Annotated in this window: 15 protein-coding genes; 12 read left to right on the forward strand and 3 right to left on the reverse strand. The window is 73.9% G+C overall.

Annotated features, from left to right (window positions below; translation table 11 throughout):
- Positions 1-143: 143 nt before the first annotated feature.
- The gene (locus ACFT2C_RS27350) at positions 144-365 is read right to left on the reverse strand and encodes a hypothetical protein (protein ID WP_377210250.1); all 222 of its coding nucleotides are present in this window, start codon (positions 363-365) and stop codon (positions 144-146) included.
- A gap of 132 nt (positions 366-497) precedes the next feature.
- Between ACFT2C_RS27350 and ACFT2C_RS27355 the strand changes: the two genes are divergently transcribed.
- Entirely contained in the window at positions 498-1,223 is a 726-nt protein-coding gene (locus ACFT2C_RS27355) for an alpha/beta fold hydrolase (protein ID WP_377210251.1), read from the forward strand.
- A gap of 130 nt (positions 1,224-1,353) precedes the next feature.
- Here the strand turns inward: ACFT2C_RS27355 and ACFT2C_RS27360 are convergent, their stop codons facing one another.
- Together ACFT2C_RS27360 and ACFT2C_RS27365 are read right to left on the reverse strand one after the other, a co-directional pair.
- The gene (locus tag ACFT2C_RS27360; RefSeq protein WP_377210252.1) at positions 1,354-1,827 is read right to left on the reverse strand and encodes a hypothetical protein; all 474 of its coding nucleotides are present in this window, start codon (positions 1,825-1,827) and stop codon (positions 1,354-1,356) included.
- A gap of 64 nt (positions 1,828-1,891) precedes the next feature.
- Positions 1,892-2,899, reverse strand: a complete 1,008-nt coding sequence (locus ACFT2C_RS27365; RefSeq protein ID WP_377210253.1) for a GDSL-type esterase/lipase family protein — start codon at positions 2,897-2,899, stop codon at positions 1,892-1,894.
- Positions 2,900-3,043: 144 nt separating this feature from the next.
- Between ACFT2C_RS27365 and ACFT2C_RS27370 the strand changes: the two genes are divergently transcribed.
- The 11 genes from ACFT2C_RS27370 (at position 3,044) to ACFT2C_RS27420 (ending at position 17,616) form a co-directional block, all read left to right on the forward strand.
- Positions 3,044-4,096 carry a LacI family DNA-binding transcriptional regulator gene (locus ACFT2C_RS27370; protein ID WP_377210254.1) on the forward strand — a complete coding sequence of 351 codons (1,053 nt, stop codon included), beginning with the start codon at positions 3,044-3,046 and terminating at the stop codon, positions 4,094-4,096.
- Complete coding sequence (locus ACFT2C_RS27375; protein ID WP_377210255.1) at positions 4,093-5,025, forward strand: ABC transporter permease; 933 nt, start codon at positions 4,093-4,095, stop codon at positions 5,023-5,025. The genes ACFT2C_RS27370 and ACFT2C_RS27375 overlap by 4 nt, the downstream gene beginning before the upstream one ends.
- The gene (locus ACFT2C_RS27380) at positions 5,022-5,885 is read left to right on the forward strand and encodes an ABC transporter permease (protein ID WP_377210256.1); all 864 of its coding nucleotides are present in this window, start codon (positions 5,022-5,024) and stop codon (positions 5,883-5,885) included. Before ACFT2C_RS27375 ends, ACFT2C_RS27380 begins: the two co-directional genes overlap by 4 nt.
- 40 nt (positions 5,886-5,925) lie before the next feature.
- Positions 5,926-7,440: an ABC transporter substrate-binding protein gene (locus tag ACFT2C_RS27385; protein ID WP_377210257.1), complete on the forward strand. Its 1,515-nt coding sequence runs from the start codon at positions 5,926-5,928 to the stop codon at positions 7,438-7,440.
- A 46-nt stretch (positions 7,441-7,486) separates the two neighbouring features.
- Positions 7,487-8,497, forward strand: a complete 1,011-nt coding sequence (locus tag ACFT2C_RS27390) for an ABC transporter ATP-binding protein (RefSeq protein ID WP_377210258.1) — start codon at positions 7,487-7,489, stop codon at positions 8,495-8,497.
- Positions 8,484-9,278: an ATP-binding cassette domain-containing protein gene (locus tag ACFT2C_RS27395; RefSeq protein WP_377210259.1), complete on the forward strand. Its 795-nt coding sequence runs from the start codon at positions 8,484-8,486 to the stop codon at positions 9,276-9,278. The genes ACFT2C_RS27390 and ACFT2C_RS27395 overlap by 14 nt, the downstream gene beginning before the upstream one ends.
- Before the next feature lie 113 nt (positions 9,279-9,391).
- On the forward strand, positions 9,392-10,990 hold the full coding sequence (locus ACFT2C_RS27400; RefSeq protein WP_377210260.1) for an FAD-dependent oxidoreductase: 1,599 nt from the start codon (positions 9,392-9,394) through the stop codon (positions 10,988-10,990).
- A complete protein-coding gene (locus tag ACFT2C_RS27405) occupies positions 10,990-11,916 on the forward strand; it encodes a dihydrodipicolinate synthase family protein (RefSeq protein WP_377210261.1) in 927 nt (308 codons plus the stop codon). Before ACFT2C_RS27400 ends, ACFT2C_RS27405 begins: the two co-directional genes overlap by 1 nt.
- A gap of 105 nt (positions 11,917-12,021) precedes the next feature.
- Positions 12,022-13,947 carry a glycosyl hydrolase family 28-related protein gene (locus ACFT2C_RS27410; RefSeq protein WP_377210262.1) on the forward strand — a complete coding sequence of 642 codons (1,926 nt, stop codon included), beginning with the start codon at positions 12,022-12,024 and terminating at the stop codon, positions 13,945-13,947.
- A gap of 25 nt (positions 13,948-13,972) precedes the next feature.
- Entirely contained in the window at positions 13,973-16,057 is a 2,085-nt protein-coding gene (locus ACFT2C_RS27415) for a fumarylacetoacetate hydrolase family protein (RefSeq protein ID WP_377210263.1), read from the forward strand.
- Positions 16,054-17,616, forward strand: coding sequence for an arylsulfatase (locus ACFT2C_RS27420; protein ID WP_377210264.1), 1,563 nt, complete (start codon positions 16,054-16,056; stop codon positions 17,614-17,616). Before ACFT2C_RS27415 ends, ACFT2C_RS27420 begins: the two co-directional genes overlap by 4 nt.
- Positions 17,617-17,705 lie beyond the last annotated feature (89 nt).

A 17,705-nucleotide genomic window follows, 5' to 3' on the forward strand; every position in this document is an offset into this window, starting at 1 on the left:
GGGGGCCCCGTCCGTCTTGCTCGGTCGTTTGCTCGGAGATCGGTCAATTAATGGACCGATCTCGAAGCAAGCGACCGATCTCGGCCAGGCGTCAGTGCAACGGACCGAACTCAGCGCAGGTCTGGACGGCGGGCCAGCGCAGCTCAGCGCTGGTCGGCCCGGATCGCCGCGCGGACCCGCGACGAGCGCGAGCCCACGCGGTTGGTCGCACCCGTCCGGTAGGTCCGGGCCCGTTGGTCGGCGTGCACGCCGGCCGCGCCCGAGCGGGCGTGCTCGGCGCGCTCCCGCACCGCCTCGGCGGGGAGCGCGTGCTTGTACCGGGCTCGGTCCAGGGCCCGGTCCCGGTTCTTCTTGTTGCTGCTCACGCGTCTCACCTCCCGTCGGTGCATCAGCGACGCCCGACCATATCGGCCGGGTCCGTACGCAGTCAGCGGATTTTCGCCCCGGTCGTGTGCCCGCGGCCCGACGGCGCCCGCGCGCTCGGCATACTTGCCCGGATGAGCTCCGCACCCCTGCACCCGGTCCACCATGTCGACGTCGGCCACCTGCGCCTGGCCTACCGCACGGCGGGGGACCCGGACGCACCGACGCTGCTCCTGCTGCACGCCCTCGGCGAGAGCTCGCTCTCCTGGGACCCCCTCCTGGACGATCTGGCGGGCCTCGGCTACCGCGTCCTCGCGCCCGACGCGCGCGGCCACGGCGACAGCGACCGGCCCGGCGCGTACAGCTACGAGCTGATGACCGCCGACACGCTCGCCTTCTGCGACGCGATGGCGCCGGCCCCGGGCGGGCTGACCGTCGTCGGGCACTCGATGGGGGCGGTCACGGCCGCCCTGACCACCATGGCGCTGACCGCCGGCTCCCCCGGGCGCGTGACGCGCCTCGTGCTGGAGGACGCCACGCCCACCCGGCCTGGCGGGCCCACGTTCGAGCCGTTCGACGAGCCCGACCACCCCGTCCCGTTCGACTGGCCGCTGGTGAACGCCCTGCGCGCCCAGCGCAGCGACCCGGACCCCGCCTGGTGGGACGACTCCCTGCGCATCGACGTGCCGGTGCTCGTCGTCGCGGGCGGCCCGACGAGCAGCGTCGACCAGGCGGACCTCAAGGACTTCGCCGCCGGTGTCGCCGACGGCAGGCTCGTCGAGATCCCGGCGGGCCACATGGTGCACGACGAGGCCCCGGCCGAGTTCCTCGCCGTCGTGGGCGGGTTCCTCCGCGGCTGAGCTCCGCCGCGGTTGACCTCCGCCCCGGGTAGCCGGACTGACTCCGGTTCAGCAGGCTTGGGCAGGCCATCACCTGCGCGATAACGGCTGCCTCGCGCCTGCTGAATCAGACTCAGCCCGTCGGCCGGCCTCAGGTCAGGGCATGACGGCGGGTCGGGGCCAGGCTCGCGCGAACCTCTGGGCGCAGCATCACGGCGACGCCCGCCAGGACGAACATGATGTGCAGAGCGCGGATCACGGGGAAGGCCGGCGAGACATCGCCCTCGAAGGCAGTCGACCAGGAGGCGCCGTCGGCCAGGGCGGCGGCCATCGGCAGCACCATCGAGGCCAGGCCCACCACGCCGAGGCCGAGCAGGAGCGCCCACCACGCCCACCGCCGGCCCTGGGCGAGGAACCAGGCGCAGGCGAGGGCGGCGGCGAAGATCAGCCCGCGGACCATCACCTGCGTGAGGACGGCGTCGTCGAACTCCTGCTGGGCCACGATCGAGGTGACGGCGACGACGGCCTCGGCGATCCCCGCCAGCACGGCCAGGGCGAAGGCTCCGGCCGCGATCGTCCGGAGCGGCTGGGTCGTGGGCGGGTGGTGTGCGGCGGTTTCGGTCATGCGTCGATGCTGGTCGGACGGCGGTCCGGGAGACAGCCGGGTGTCCCCCGTCCTGCCGGTGGGTTTACCCGACCAACAGCTTCCGGACCACCGGGCCGATCACCGACGCCATGAGTTCGTAGCCTGCGGGCCCCGGGTGCAGGCCGTCGTCCAGCAGGTGCGCATGATCCGGCCCGAGCACCGAGCGCCCGTCGAGGAGGTGCAGGTCCGGGTCGCCGTGCGCGGTCAACAGGCCGACGGCGTCCGCGACCTGGTCGCGCACCTGCGCCAGGGTCAGGCCCGCGCGCCCCAGCCGGTCCTCCCGCCGTGGTGAGGCCAGCGGCGAGATCACGAGCACCGGCACGCCCGGGTGGCCGTCGCGGACCGTGCTCAGGAACCCGAGCAGCGCCGGGAGCAGCGAGCGCTCGCTGAACGATCCCGCCCCGTACACGTTGATGCCGAGGCAGGCCACGACGACGTCGGCCGGCAGGTCCCGGACCACGCGCGCGACCATCGGGTCCAGGTGCGCCTCGCCCGCGAAGCCGAGGCACGTCAGGTCCAGACCGAGCTCGCGCGCCACGAGCGCCGGCCACGTCCTCGCCGGGGACGCCGCCTGCCGGCACTGCGTCAGGGAGCTGCCGTACGCCACGAGCTTCGGCCGGGCCGAGCCGCCCGCAGGTTTCGACGACGCGGCCCAGACCCGCGCCCCGTCCTCGACCGCGAGGCTGACCAGCCGGAACGTCCCGAACTGCGGCAGCCACAGCTCCAGCAGCTTGTCCCCCGGCGGCAGGTCCAGCACGAAGCTTCCCTCCGGGCCGACGGGCGCGGAGGCGACTATCGCGCCGTCCACCACGGCGTCGAGCGGCACCTCGACGCCCTGGACCGCGGCCAGCCCCGCGAGCACCCGGGCGTCGGTGCCCAGCACCAGCCGCACCCCGGCGGGCATCGCGGCGCGAGAACGCAGCTCGCCGCCCGGGAAGAGCGCTATGCGGTCGTGCGGCAGCCGCCAGGCCCGGGACCAGCCCGGCGTGTGCTCGACGTCGACGGCGCCCGCCCACGTCAGGACGTCGTCGTCCGCCCGGATCTCGCGCATGCCCGCCCCGTTCCGTCGTGTCCTGGCAGCCTCACTCTCTGGCAGCCACTTGACGCTCAGCACCCGGATGCATACTGTGACAATCGCTAGGCACTAATACGTATTAAGAACCGGTAACGATGCCGGTCACCCGAGGAGCGTGCTATGAGCCAACGTCGGCGTCCCACCCAGGTGGACATCGCGCGTCTCGCGGGTGTCTCCCAAGCCACCGTCTCCCTCGTGATCAGCGGAGGCCCGGCCAGCGGCCAGGTCGCCGAGCATACTCGCCACGCGGTGCTCGACGCCGCCGCGGAGCTCGGCTACACCGTCAACGCCGCGGCGCGCAGCCTCAAGGGCGGGCGCAACCGGATGCTCGGCCTGTACACGTTCGAGTCGGTGTTCCCGGTCGACCAGCGCGACTTCTACTTCCCGTTCCTCCTCGGCGTCGAGGACGCCACGGCCGAGTTCGGCTACGACCTGCTGCTGTTCAGCTCCGTCACCTCAGGCGAGCGCCGCATCTACTCGGACGGCATCAACCGGCTCAAGATCGCCGACGGCTGCGTGCTGCTCGGCCGGCACATCGACCGCGCGGTCCTCGCCGACCTGGTGCACGAGGACTTCCCCTTCGTCTTCGTCGGACGGCGTGAGGTCCCCGGCGTGCAGCTCTCCTATGTCGCACCGGACTACGTGGGCGCGACGCGCGACATGGTGGACCGCCTGACCGGGCTCGGGCACCGGCGCCTCGCCTACCTGCGGCCCGCCGACCACCAGGAGCCCACGAGCGACCGCGAGGCCGGGTTCCGGGAGGGCCTGGCCGACGCCGGCCTGCCGGACCAGCCGATCCACGAGCTGCCCGACGGCTCGCCCGACGCCGAGCTCGCGGCGCTGCTCGGGCAGTGGCTGGCCGGCGGCGTGACCGCGCTCCTGGTCGAGCCCAGCGAGGACGACCAGGCGATCGCCGCCCTCGAACGGGTCGCCGCCGAGGCCGGCGTGCGCATCCCCGAGGACCTGTCCGTGGCCCTGCTCGGCGACCCCGCGCCCAGCGGCGCGGGCACCGGCACCGGCCGCGACTGGACCCGCTTCACCCTCCCCCGCGAGGACATGGGCCGCGTCGCCGTCCGCCTCCTGCTCGAGCTCCTGGACTCCGACGACGGCCCGCGCCAGCTCTCGGTCGCCTGCGCCCCGGTCGACGGCGACTCGGTCGGGAGACCGCGATGATGGTCAGCTTCCTGCTGCGCCGCCTCGCGATCGGGCTGTTCACGATCTGGGGCGTGCTCACCGCCGTCTTCCTCATCGTGCGGATCGCGCCGGGCGACCAGGCCACGGTCGCCCTCGGGCCCGACGCCGCGCCCGAGCAGATCGCCGAGCTGCGGCACACGCTGGGCCTGGACCAGCCGCTCCTCGTCCAGTACCTGAGCTTCCTGGGTGATGCGGTCCGCGGCGACTTCGGCCAGTCCTACCGCTACGGCCGGCCCGCGATGGAGGCGGTGCTCGAACGGTTCCCCGCCACCGTCACGCTCACGCTGGCGGCCACGGTGATCGCGATACTCGTGGGGATCGTGCTCGGCGTGGTGGCCGGGCACCGGCCCGGCAGCCTGGTCGACCGCACCACCTCCGCGGCGACGCTGGGGCTGCAGGCGCTGCCGCCGTTCTGGGTCGGCATCATGCTGATCCTGGTGCTCGCGCTGTGGCTGCGGCTGCTGCCCAGCGCGGGCGGCGGCGACCTGGAGCACCTGATCCTGCCCGCGGTCACGCTGTCCATCCCGTTCACCGCCCTGGTCGGGCGGATCACGCGCAGCGGGGTCGCCGAGACGATGTCCGAGGCGTTCGTCCGCACCGCGCGGTCCAAGGGGCTGACCGAGCGCGAGGTGCTCACAGGCCATGTGCTGAAGAACTCGCTGGTTCCCGTGGTCACGGTGGTCGGGCTGCAGATCGGCACCCTGCTCGGCGGCGCCGTCGTCATCGAGACGGTGTTCGCCTGGCCCGGGCTCGGCAACCTGCTGGTCGGCGCGGTCGGCAACCGCGACTACGCGGTGGTGCAGGCCGCCACGGTGCTCATCGCGGTCTGCGTGATCGTGCTCAACCTGGCGGCCGACCTCGCCTACGCCCGCCTCGACCCGCGCATCCGGCTGGAGGCCCGCCGATGAGCCTCCGTTCCGCAGGGCTCCGTTCTCCAGGGCTGCGTTCCGCGGGGCTGCGCTCCGCGGGTGGCTGGGTGATCTACGTGATCATCGGCCTCTACGTCTTCGCCGCGGTCGCCGGCCCCTACCTCGTGCCGTACGACCCGGTGGCAACGGTGGTCACCGAGCGGCTCCTGCCGCCCGGCTCGGCCACGGCGTCGGGCACCGCCTGGCTGGGCACCGACGGCGTCGGCCGGGACGTGTTCGCGCAGGTCGTGCACGGGGCGCGCACCTCCCTGATGATCGGGACGGTCGTGGTGCTGATCTGCAGCGTCGTGGGGGTGGCGCTCGGCGCGGTCGCCGGCTACGCGCGCGGGCTGGCCGACGTCGCCGTGGCCCGCACCATCGACGTCCTCATGGCGTTCCCCGGCATCCTGCTGGCCATCGTCATCGCCGGCCTGCTGGACCGCGGCGTCGACGTCGTGATCATCGCCCTGTCGGTGGCGGGCTGGATCGGGTTCGCCCGGCTGTCCCGCAGCGTCGCCCTGTCGGTGCGCGAGCGCGACTGGGTCGACGCCGCCCGGATCATGGGCGTGCGCACGCCCGCCGTCCTGACGCGCCACGTGGTGCCGTTCCTCGCGGGGCCGGTCGTCGCGCTGGCCACCATGGAGCTCGCCTCCGTCGTCCTGTCCGAGGCGGCTCTGAGCTTCCTCGGCCTCGGTCTGCCCCCGTACATCGTGTCCTGGGGCCAGAGCATCGCCGGCGGCAAGGAGTACCTCGCCACCGCGTGGTGGATCTCGGCCTTCCCAGGCATCGCGCTCTCCGTCCTGGTCGTCTGCATCGGCCTGGTCGGTGACCGCCTCACCAAGCGCTTCGCGCACCGTTGACGCGCACGACGTCGACACACCACGCTGAAAGGAACGAGCGATGAAGCTCAGCACCCGGCGAGCGGTACCCGCCCTCGCCCTCACACTGACCCTTCTGGCCACGACCGCCTGCGGCGCCTCCGACGGCGACAGTCCCGGCGACGACGCCGGCGGCGGCACCCTCACCGCCGCGGGTCCCATCCCCATCGAGAACCTGGACCCGCACGGCCCGTCCAGCATGGACGCCGGCACGCAGCTCGCGGCCCGCGCCCTGTTCAGCCAGCTCGTGATCAGCACCGGCCCGGACGAGTTCACGGGCGAGCTGGCCACCGAGTGGGAGCCGAACGAGGACACCAGCCAGTGGACCTTCACGCTGCGCGACGGCGTGGAGTTCTCCGACGGATCGCCGGTCGACGCCGACGCCGTCGTCGCCTCGTTCGAGCGCGTCCTGGACCTCAACGGCCCGCTGGCCGGCAACTTCGTCGACTACAAGGCCGAGGCGACAGACGACAGCACGGTGGTGTTCGACGCCGGGAAGCCGGACGCCGCGTTCGTCGCCAAGATCTCGTCGTTCTTCGTCACCCCGGCGGGAGTCGACGAGGCGTTCTTCCAGGACCCCGTGGGCTCCGGGCCGTTCGTCCTGGACTCGTTCACGCCCGGCCAGGAGCTCACGATGACGCCGAACCCGACGTACTGGGACGGCCCGCCGGAGCTGCAGGAGCTGGTCTTCCAGTCGATCCCGGAGGTCTCGGCCCGCATGACGGCGCTGCAGACCGGCGAGGTCGACGTCACCTGGGCCATCCCCGACGACCAGATCGCCGCCCTGCAGGGCGACACCTCGCTCACCGTCGAGACCGTGGAGGGCCCGGGCGTCGTCACCATGTGGATGAACAGCGGCGAGGAGACGCTCAAGGAGGCCGCCGTGCGCCGCGCCCTGTGGCAGGCGGTCGACTTCGAGGAGATCTCGGCGTCGCTGTTCCCCGAGTCGGGCACCCCCGCGGACTCCGTCGTCAGCCCGGTGGTGCTGGGCTACGCGCCGCAGGAGCCGGTGGCCTACGACCCGGACGCCGCCAAGGCGGCCCTCGAGGACGCGGGCTTCGACTTCGACACGACGCTCCAGATGCAGTTCTCCCAGCCGCAGTTCCGGCAGTTCGCGCAGGCTGTGGCCTCCGACCTCGCCGAGATCGGCGTCAAGGTGGAACCGCTGGAGAAGGAGCAGGCGGTGTTCCTGGAGGACCTGCTCGCGATGAAGTGGGACATCAACCTGCAGCAGGTCGGCTCGCAGGGGTACGACGCCGCCACGAACCTCGGGCGCCTGTACCCGTGCGCCGCGGGCCGCACCGGCTACTGCAACAAGGAGCTCGACTCGCTGCTGGCCGACGCCGAGGCGACGAGCGACACCGCCGAGCGGGACGACCTGTACGCCCAGGCCACGAAGATCATCTGGGACGACGCCGTGGGCATGTACCCCATGTTCGTCGGCATGCCGTACGCGTGGCGCGAGGGCGTCGAGGGCTTCGAGCCCGCCGGCGACAGCATCCCGTACTTCACGCACGTGACGAACTCCGAAGGCTGACCACTCCGAAGGCTGACCCGAGGGGCTGACGAAGGGAATGACGAAGATGGCCGACCACTTGGTCGCGGTGGCGCCCGCGGGCCAGCGGACCACCCCGATGCTCGAGGTGACCGACCTCGAGGTCGTGCTGCCCGCGGGGGCAGTGGTCGACCGGGTCTCCTTCACCGTGCCGGCGGGTCACACCACCGGCCTGATCGGCGAGTCCGGCAGCGGCAAGACGATGACGGCGATGGCCGTCGTCGGGCTGCTGCCGGACACCGCCACCGCGTCGGGCGCGGTGCGGTGGAAGTCCCAGGACCTCCTGGCCGCGCCCGAGCGGCGGCGGCGCCAGGTGCGGGGCCGCGAGATCGGCGTCGTGTTCCAGGACCCGTCCGCCGCGCTCAACCCCATCCAGTCCGTGGGGCGGCAGGTGGGCGAGATCCTGCGCCGCGAGCGCCTCCCCCGGGCCCAGGTCCGCACCCGCGTGCTGGAGCTGCTGGCACGCGTCGGCCTGCCCGAGCCGGAGCGGCAGGCCGACTCCTACCCGCACGAGATGTCCGGCGGCATGCGCCAGCGCGTCATGATCGCCATCGCCCTGGCGGGCCGGCCCGAGCTGGTCATCGCGGACGAGCCCACCACGGCGCTCGACGTCACCACCCAGGCCCGGATCCTGGCGCTGCTCGCGGACCTGCGGGAGCGCGAGGGCCTGGCCATGATCCTGGTCAGCCACGACCTGCGGGTCATGGCGCACGTCGCCGACGACGTCGTCGTCATGTACGCGGGCCGGGTCTGCGAGCAGGGCCCGGCGCGCGCCGTGCTGGACCGCCCGTACCACCCCTACACCCGCGCGCTCGCGGCGAACGTCCCGGCGGTGACGAGCCGGACGGCGATCGCGGAGCCGCTCCCGGGCGCGCCCGCCAGCCCGTTCGCCCGGCCCTCCGGGTGCCCGTTCCACCCCCGCTGCCCGATGGCGGCCGACCGCTGCGCGACCGAGGTTCCGGCGCCGCGTGAGGTGGCCCCGGGCCGGTTCAGCGCCTGCCACTTCGCCGAGGAGGTCTCCCCCCGTGAGCGTGCTTGAGATCCGTGGCCTGCGCGTCGCGTTCGCCGGCCCGCGCCGGTCGGTCCGCGAGCGCCGGACCACCGTGCAGGCGGTCGACGGCGTCGACCTCGACGTCGGCGCGCGCCAGACCGTGGCCTTGGTGGGCGAGTCGGGTTCCGGCAAGTCGACGGTGGCGCGGTGCGTGCTGGGGCTGGTGACGCCGCAGGAGGGCAGCATCGCGTTCGAGGGGCGGCCGCTGGGCCCGCTCCGGAAGCGGTCCCCGGAGCTGCACCGCGCGGTGCAGATGGTGTTCCAGGACCCGGGGTCGTCGCTGAACCCGCGGATGACCGTGGGCGCGATCGTGCGCGAGGCGTGGCGGGTGCACCCGTCGGTGGCGCCTCCTGGGGACAGGAGCGTGGCGCTGGCGCGGGTGCTGTCCGACGTCGGGCTGGACGCGAGCGTGGCGGGGCGGCGGCCGTCGGCGCTGTCGGGCGGGCAGAAGCAGCGGGTGAGCATCGCCCGGGCGCTGGCGCTGCGTCCGCGGCTGCTCGTGTGCGACGAGGCGGTCTCGGCGCTGGACGTGTCGGTCCAGTCGCAGATCCTGCGGCTGCTGGTGGACCTGCGGGACGAGCACGACCTGTCGGTCCTGTTCATCACGCACGACCTCGCGGTGGTGCGGCAGATCGCGGACCGGGTGGCGGTGATGCACCGCGGCGTGCTGGTGGAAGACACGTCGGCGGAGGACTTGTTCACCGCCCCGCAGCACCCGTACACCCAGGCCCTCCTGCGAGCCGCCCACGACCTGGAGGGAGTGGCGTGACGCCCGCGCGGGAGCCGAGCCAGCTGAGTGCTGGATATTTGTCCTCTCAGAACGATTCGACAGCGCAAATATCCAGCACTCAACGACGGGGTGGGCGGGAGGTGGGGACAGAAGTGTTGGTCGTGGGTGGCGGGGCCGGCGGGGTTGCCGCGGCGCTCGCCGCGCTGCGGCGGGGGCGGAGTGTGGTGCTGACCGAGGAGACGGACTGGCTGGGCGGGCAGCTCAGCGCGCAGGGCGTCCCGCCGGACGAGCACCCGTGGATCGAGCAGTTCGGGTGCACGCGGTCCTACCGGGCGTTCCGGGAGGGGGTGCGGCAGTACTACCGCGCGTGGTACCCGCTGACGGCGTCGGCCCGCCAGGTCGTGGACCTGAACCCGGGCCTCGGCCGGGTGAGCCGCCTGTGCTACGAGCCGCGGGTCGCGGCGGCGGTGCTGGACGCCATGGTCGCGCCGTACCTGTCGTCGGGCCGGCTGCGGGTCCTGTTCGAGCACCGCCCGGTGGCCGCGCGGTCGGACGGCGACCGCGTGGCGGCGGTGACGCTGGAGGGGCCGGACGGCGCGCTGGTGACGGTCGCGGCGCCGTACGTGCTGGACGCCACGGAGCTGGGCGACCTGCTGCCGCTGGCCGGCGTCGAGCATGTGACGGGGTTCGAGTCGCAGGCCGAGACCGGGGAGCCCAGCGCCCCCGACGTCGCGCAGCCGGGTAACCAGCAGGCGTTCTCGTGGGTGTTCGCCGTCGAGCACCGGGACGGCGAGGACCACACGATCGACCGCCCGGAGCAGTACGAGCTCTGGCGCGACTACCGGCCGGACTACTGGCCGGACCGCATGCTCAGCCTGACCGCCCCGGACCCGCGCACGCTCGAGCCGCTGGTCCGCACGTTCGTGCCGCACGGGCACAGCGGGCCGGTGGTGGCCGACCAGAGCGCCGACCCGGGCGACCGGGACCTGTGGCTGTTCCGCCGGGTGGTGGCCCGCGAGCAGTTCGAGGACGGTTTCGCCGCGAGCGACGTCACGCTCGTGAACTGGCCGATGATCGACTACCTGCCGGGCCCGCTGGTGGGTCCGGCGTCCGACCCGGTGCCCGACGCCGAGCGCGACGAGCACCTGGCGGGCGCCCGGCAGCAGTCCCTGAGCATGCTCTACTGGCTGCAGACCGAGGCGCCGCGGCCCGACGGCGGCACCGGCTGGCCGGGCCTGCGCCTGCGGCCGGACGTCATGGGCACCCAGGACGGGTTCGCGAAGACGGTGTACATCCGCGAGTCGCGCCGCATCCGGGCGCGCACCACGGTGGTGGAGCAGGACCTGTCGCTGACGGTCCGCGGCGCCGCAGGCGCCGTGGCCTACCCCGACTCGGTGGGCGTGGGCATGTACCGCATCGACCTGCACCCCAGCACGGGCGGGGACAACTACCTGGACGTCCCGTCCAGCCCGTTCCAGATCCCGCTCGGCGCGCTGCTGCCCGTTCGGGTGCGCAACCTGCTCGCGGCGGGCAAGAACATCGGGACCACGCACATCACGAACGGCTGCTACCGGCTGCACCCGGTCGAGTGGAACGCCGGGGAGGCCGCCGGGGCGCTGGCCGCGCACTGCCTGGACCGCGGCGTGGAGCCGGCGCAGGTGCACGGCGACCCCGCGCTGCTCGCGGCGTTCCAGGCCGAGCTGGTCGCCGACGGGTTCGAGCTCGCCTGGCCCGAGGTCAAGGGGTACTGATGCTGACCGGAACCCCGCTGCTGACCGGCCTGACCGTGCCGCTGGTGACCCCGATGGAGCCGGACGGCCGCCCGTCGGCCGAGCGCGCGGCGCCGCTCCTGGACGCCCTGTACGCGAGCGGCGTGCGCACGCTGATGCTGCTCGGCAGCAACGGCGAGGGCCCGCTGGTGCCGGCGTCCGACGTCGGCCCGTTCGTGGCCGGTGTGATCAGGCACTGGCGGGAGCTGGGCAAGGCCGCCGTCGGGCACTACGACGGCATCGTGACCGTGAACGTCACCGCGGCCGGCACGCTCGACGTGCTGGAACGCGCCGAGGCCGCGGCGGCGGCGGGCGCGGACGCGCTGGTGCTCAGCCCGCCGATCTACTTCCACCACCGCGGCGACGAGATCGTGGCGCACTACGCGGCGGTGGCCGGCGTCTGGCTGCCCGTCGTGGCGTACAACGCGCCCCGGTACAGCAACCCGATCACGCCGGGGATCGCCGACGCGCTGGCGGACCTGGACCACGTGGTCGGCATCAAGGACAGCTCGGGCGACCTGGCCCTGCTGGAGCACCTCGTGGGGATCGCCGACCGCAGGCCGGGCTTCGCCGTCGGGCAGGGGGCCGAGACCCAGCTCGCGGCCGCCCTGGACCTCGGCGCGCACGGCATCGTGCCCGGCGTCGCCAACATCGCCCCCGGGCCCGCGCTCGCGCTGATGGCGGCGCACCAGGCGGGCGACGCCGCGGAGGTGGCCCGGCTGCAGCAGGTCCTGACGGACCTGACCGGGCTGCACAAGGTGCGCCCCGGCACCCCCGCGATCAAGGCCGTGCTCGCGCGGCGCGGCCTGTGCCCGCCGCACGTGGCGCCGCCCCTGCTGGCGTGCGACCCGGGCGAGCGGGACGCCCTGCACGCGTTTCTCACGCCGTTCGAGGAGTACCTCGTCTGAGCCGACCCCGTCGGCCCCTCGCGGCCCAGCTCGTGACGTCCCAGCCCTCGATGTCCGAACCGCTCCGGTTCGACCAGCACTCCCGTCAACGGAAGGAACGCAACGATGCACCAGCCCGTGACCCGACGGAACATGCTCTGGACCGCAGGCCTGGCCGGCCTGGCGACCGCCGCGGGGGCGGTCGCCCTGCCCCTGCCGGCCGCTTCCGCCGCACCTGATCAGCCCGACCCCGGCCCGTCCGACCCGCCCGGCCTCGACGACCCCGCGCTCGCCACGCTCGACATCTCCGGGGCCACGACCCCGCAGGAGTTCGGCGCCGTGGCCGACGGCGTCAACGACGACACCGCCGCGATCCAGGCCGCCATCGACGCGCAGTTCGAGCGGCTCAGCAAGATCGTCTGGTTCCCGCCCGGGACCTACCGCATCACGTCGTCGCTGGTGGTCCCGGACACCGAGTTCACCGACCCGATGAACCTCAACCGCATCACCCTCGCGGGCCAGGGCACCATGGGCGGGCGCACGTCGCTGATCCTGGTGGACTTCGACGGCACGGGCCTGGAGATGCACGCCCCGCTGTGCGGCCTGCGCGGGCTGTCGTTCATCACCCGGTCCCGGACGCCGAACTCGGTGGCCGTGCACACCTCGCGGACCAACAACACCGACGACATGGACGCGACGATCACCGAGTGCACGTTCGCGTCCTTCGACCGGGCGGTGCTGCACATCGGGCGGGGGCTGGTCTTCACCAACAACCTGGTGGCCATCTCGAACACCGCCCTGACGGTGCAGTGGCCCACGGGCGGCACCGAGGGCGGCGACGTGCACCTGCTGCCGTACGGCATGCGCAAGTGGCTCATCGAGGGCAACCACTTCCACAGCATGGGCCAGTGCATAGCGGTCACCGGCGCGGAGAACGAGAACTTCCGCGGCGCGGTCATCTCGAACAACCTCGTCGACATCGGACGGCGGTTCTTCACCGGCGGCATCATCAACTCCGCGATCGTCGGCAACGTCATCGAGCACGCCTCCGGCCCGGCCATCGACGTCACGGCGGGCGGCACCAACCTCACCATCACGGGCAACGTGATCGGCGGCGGCGGGGTGGAGCCGGGCGGGAACCGGCCCCCGAACGCGATCCTGTTCCGCGGCGTGGACGCGCAGAACATCACGATCACCGGGAACACGTTCAACTGGGTCAACCTGGACCCGATCGCGTTCGAGCAGTCGGCGTCCGAGATCACGGTGTCGGCGAACTCGTTCGACAACTGGAACCTCGAGCACAGCATCATCCGGGCAGCGCTGCGGGTGGCGGGGAACGCCGCGAACCTGACCGTGATGGGCAACGCGTTCGGCGCCAACACCGTCGCCGGGAACCCGCCGGTGCGGGTGACGGGCACCCTGACGGGCTCCACCATCAGCGGCAACACCCTGGCCCCGGACGCGCCGGTCCTCGTGGCGGGCACCGTGGGCGAGGGCTGCTACATCCAGCGGCGCACCGCCGGCGTCAACGAGAACGAGCTCACCTCGGCCAGGAACGGGGCGTCGGTCATCCGGGCCACCGCCCCCGACGGGTACGCCGACGGCGACGCCTACGGCAGCTTCCTCGCGGCGTCCGCGCAGGTCGCGGGCGCGGGGCCCGGCGTGAAGGGCGGCGTGCGGGTGGTGCCGGCGGGCGACACGGGTGCCGCGGCCGTCGAGCTGGTGGCGGCCACCGCGGAGGCCAACGCGGTGGCCACCGTCCGGGTCGGGGCCGACGGCGTGGTGCCCACCACCGACAACGAGCGCGACCTCGGCTCGGCCGAGCTGCGGATGCGAACCGTCCACACCCACCGCCTCCAGCTCGTCCCGAACCCCGTCGCCGAACTGCCGGAACCCATCGCCGGTGGCATCGTGATGGTGCCCGACGCGCTCGGGCCGTTCCCGACGCTCGCCGTCTCCGACGGCACGCACTGGTACCGGGTCATCGTCGCCGGGTACCTCACCGCGAACGGTGCCACGGTCGAGGTGCCGGGGGCCGAGGAGCAGTCGTGAGCAGAGGAACTACGAGAGGACACGCGTGAGGCTGGCCAGCTTCCTGGTCGCGGACGTCGAGACCTGGGGCGTCGTCGTACGAGAGCCCGGCGCCGGGCCCGAGGCCCGCTCCGGCGGCGGGCCCGACGGCGGCCCCGGCGTGCGGGAGTGGCTCCTGGAGCCCGCCCGCGCCGAGGCCGCGCTGGCGGCCCACGCGGCCATCCCGTCGTCCGGCCCGGCCGCTGCCCCGCGGTTCCTCGCGGGGCAGTGGCCGGACACGCTCGTCGGCTTCCTCGCCCTGGACGACGCCGGCCTGGTCGCCCTGTCCCGGCTGGTGGCCGCCGTCGAGCGGTTCGCCGCGCAGACGGACGCGACGATCCTGCCGCGCACGGGCCACCGCACCGGCGACGTCGAGCTGCTCGCCCCCGTCCCCCGCCCCCGGCTGTGCTGGGGGCTGGTGACCAACTCGCCGTCGCATCTGCGCAACAAGCCGGGCGTACCGCTGGTCAACCTGTTCCCGCTGGGGCACCAGCGGCCGCAGGGGGCGGTGATCGGGCCGGGCGCGCCCGTCGTCATGCGGCACGGCAACCACCTGCCGAGCATGGCCTACAACGTGGAGCTCGCGGTGGTGATCGGCCGGGCCGGGCGGTACATCCCGGTCCAGCGGGCGATGGAGCACGTGGCGGGCTACACCGTGGTGGACGACGTGTCCGGCACCCACTACTACTCCGCCGTGCCGGGCAACGCCGGCGCCGGGTACTCGCTGCCGCGCGGCTACCAGGACTGGCTGTACCAGGCCACCGCCTCGTGGGGCGGCAAGAAGGCCGACACGCTGTGCCCCATGGGCCCGTACCTCGTCACCAAGGACGAGGTGGGCGACCCGTACAACCTCCTGATGTGGACCCGGCAGTCGGGCCGCACCCGCGACCGCGCGCACAGCGGCGCCGCGCTGCTGGGCATCGAGCGGGTGGTCGCGTGGTACTCGTCGTTCGCGTCGCTGCACGTGGGCGACGTCATCCACTTCGGCACCATGGGCGTCGACGGCCTGCCCGTCACACCCGACCAGATCGCCGCGGGCACCAGCCTGGAGGTCGAGATCGAGTCCGTGGGGGCGCTCGCCAACCCGGTGGTGGTCGACGCCGGGCCGGACGCCGGGCCTGACGCCGACTCCGGCGTCCCGGCCGGCGCCGTCCGGCCGGCGCCCGACCTCACCCGCCACTCCTCGTGGGCCGTGCGCGAGCTCGCCCTGCACGAGCGCGCCCGGCCCGGCACGACCGCCGTCGGATCGCCCGAGAACTGGTCGGTCGCCGGGGCTCGGCACTTCTGGACCGCCTTCGGCAACACCGGCGGCGACGACGCGCCCGACCCGGACGGCCTGCCCCGCCTCGCCGTGCCGCGCTTCCTGAACGGCCCGGCCTCGGCGCTGTCGGCCGGCGCGGAGGTGCGCGTCCCGCCGCGCGCGACCGACCTCGTCATCGCCATCGAGCTGGCGCTGGTGCTCCGCCGCCTGGTCTCCGACCCCCCGCCGGACGAGCCCCGGCTCGACGACCTGGTGCTCGGGTACACGCCGCTCGTGTCCGTGTCCGACCAGTCCTTTCACGACGCCGTCTCGGAGCCCGCCCGCGCCGGAGAGCGCGGCATCGGCGCCGTGTACGGGCGGTGGGCCGACGGCTTCAACGTGGTGCTGCCCGCGCCGCGGCCCCTGGCGCCGGTCGGCGGGCCGGCCGACCCAGGCGGCTGGTCCGGCCGCGAGATGCTGCTGCGGGTGGAGGGCCCCGTAGACAATCCCCGGACCGGCGAGGCCGGCGCGAGCGGGCGGCACGCGGACGGACCCGACACGGACAGCACCGAGGTGCGCGGCTCGACGGCGGCCTACGCGGCCGGGCCCCGCGAGCTGCTGGCCACCATCTCCCGCATGATCACCCTGTTCCCGGGCGACGTGATCACGCTCGGCGCGACGGCAGCCCGGCTGCGCGTCACCCGCGAGGAGTACGCCGCCGGGCTCGAGCTCACCGCCGGCATCGAGGGCCTGGGCACGATCCGGACCCGCCTGGTACCGGACCACATCGAGCTGCCGAACGTCCAGGTCACCTGGCCGGCCACGGGCTCCGCCGGGTCGGAGGGGCCGTGACCCGCAGCCCCGACGTGCTCGTCATCCTCGCCGACGACCTCGGGTTCTCCGACCTCGCCGCGTTCGGCGGCGAGATCGACACCCCGGCCCTGGACCGGCTCGCGGGGCGCGGCGTCCGGATGAGCTCGTTCTACGCGACGCCCCGGTGCAGCCCGTCCCGCGCCGCCCTGCTCACCGGGCGCCACTCGCACGACGTCGGCGTCGGCGTGCTCACCAGCGACGACCGCCCCCACGGGTACCGCGGCTCCCTCGACCCCGCCGCGCCGACCCTCGCCGAGCGGCTGCGCGCCGTCGGCTACACGACGGCGCTCGCGGGCAAGTGGCACCTCTCCTCGCGGACGTCGGCCCCCGACGAGACCTGGCCCACCCGCCGCGGGTTCGACGAGTTCTACGGCGTCCTGCCCGGGGCCGTCAGCTACTACGACCCGCCGCTGGTGGACGGCGAGGAGCGGCTGCCGCCGTCGGCCACCGCGGGCGACTACTACCTCACCGACGACCTGTCGCGGTACGCGCGCGGCTTCGTGGAGCGCGCCCACGCGAGCGGCCGGCCGTGGTTCCTCTACCTCGCCTACACCGCGCCGCACTGGCCGCTGCACGCACGCGAGGCCGACGTCGCGAAGTACCGCGAGCGCTACCGCGCCGGCTGGGACCGGCTCCGCGAGCGCCGGCTCGCCCAGCAGCACCGGCTGGGCCTGACGACGACGTCGGCCCTGCCGCGCCGCGACCCGCGCGTGCGGGCATGGGCCGAGACGCCCGACCCGGGGTGGGAGGCCGAGCGCATGGCCGTGTACGCGGCGCAGGTCGAGGCGATGGACCGGGGTGTGGGGGCGCTGCTGGACCAGCTCGAGGCGCAGGGCACGCTGGACGACACGCTGGTGGTGTTCTGCTCCGACAACGGGGCGTGCGCCGAGGCGCTGCCCATGCCGTCGGGCCGCCTGTCCCGGGAGGTGTCCCCGCCGACGACGCGCGACGGGCGGGCGGTCAAGGTGGGCAACTCCCCCGACGTCGTGCCGGGGCCGGAGGACTCCTACGCGAGCTACGGCCGGTCGTGGGCGCACCTGTCGAACACGCCGTTCCGCCTGTACAAGCGGTGGGTGCACGAGGGCGGCATCGCCTCGCCGCTCATCGCGTCGTGGCCCGCGGGCGGCGTCCTGGCCGGGCACCTCACGGGCGGGCCGGGCCACGTGGTCGACGTCGCGCCGACGGTACTGCGCGCCGTGGGCGGGGACGCGGGCGGCATGGCGGGCGCGAGCATGCTCGACCAGTGGCGGGGCGAGGCCGCCGTCGAGCGGCCGCTGTTCTGGGAGCACCTCGGCAACGCCGCGGTGCGGCACGGCCGGTGGAAGCTGGTGCGCGAGGCCGGGCAGCCGTGGGAGCTGTACGACATCGTCGCGGACCGCGGCGAGACGCACGACCTCGCGGCGGGCCACGCCGACGTCGTCGTGCGGCTGGCGGGCTGCTGGGAGGCGTGGGCGCGGTCGGCGGGGGTGATCGGCTGGGACCGCCTGCTGGAGTACTACCGCTCGCGGGGGCTGGAGCGGTCGGTGCTGCCGGACTGACGCGCCGACTGCTGGCTGTGACTTCGGTCAGTTGCACGCCCCTGCCCGCGAGATCGGTCGGTTGCCTCGAGATCGGTCAATCAAACGAC

This window comes from Promicromonospora sp. NPDC057138 (assembly GCF_042670845.1).
In the GTDB taxonomy this organism is placed as follows: domain Bacteria; phylum Actinomycetota; class Actinomycetes; order Actinomycetales; family Cellulomonadaceae; genus Promicromonospora.

What these genes read in the sequence shown, in the direction of transcription:
- ACFT2C_RS27385 (WP_377210257.1), top strand. Translation starts at nt 5,926, where the DNA reads ATGAAGCTCAGCACCCGGCGAGCGGTACCCGCCCTCGCCCTCACACTG.
- ACFT2C_RS27375 (WP_377210255.1), top strand. Translation starts at nt 4,093, where the DNA reads ATGATGGTCAGCTTCCTGCTGCGCCGCCTCGCGATCGGGCTGTTCACG.
- ACFT2C_RS27410 (WP_377210262.1), top strand. Translation starts at nt 12,022, where the DNA reads ATGCACCAGCCCGTGACCCGACGGAACATGCTCTGGACCGCAGGCCTG.
- ACFT2C_RS27355 (WP_377210251.1), top strand. Translation starts at nt 498, where the DNA reads ATGAGCTCCGCACCCCTGCACCCGGTCCACCATGTCGACGTCGGCCAC.
- ACFT2C_RS27405 (WP_377210261.1), top strand. Translation starts at nt 10,990, where the DNA reads ATGCTGACCGGAACCCCGCTGCTGACCGGCCTGACCGTGCCGCTGGTG.
- ACFT2C_RS27370 (WP_377210254.1), top strand. Translation starts at nt 3,044, where the DNA reads ATGAGCCAACGTCGGCGTCCCACCCAGGTGGACATCGCGCGTCTCGCG.
- ACFT2C_RS27380 (WP_377210256.1), top strand. Translation starts at nt 5,022, where the DNA reads ATGAGCCTCCGTTCCGCAGGGCTCCGTTCTCCAGGGCTGCGTTCCGCG.
- ACFT2C_RS27390 (WP_377210258.1), top strand. Translation starts at nt 7,487, where the DNA reads ATGGCCGACCACTTGGTCGCGGTGGCGCCCGCGGGCCAGCGGACCACC.
- ACFT2C_RS27360 (WP_377210252.1), bottom strand. Translation starts at nt 1,827, where the DNA reads ATGACCGAAACCGCCGCACACCACCCGCCCACGACCCAGCCGCTCCGG.
- ACFT2C_RS27365 (WP_377210253.1), bottom strand. Translation starts at nt 2,899, where the DNA reads ATGCGCGAGATCCGGGCGGACGACGACGTCCTGACGTGGGCGGGCGCC.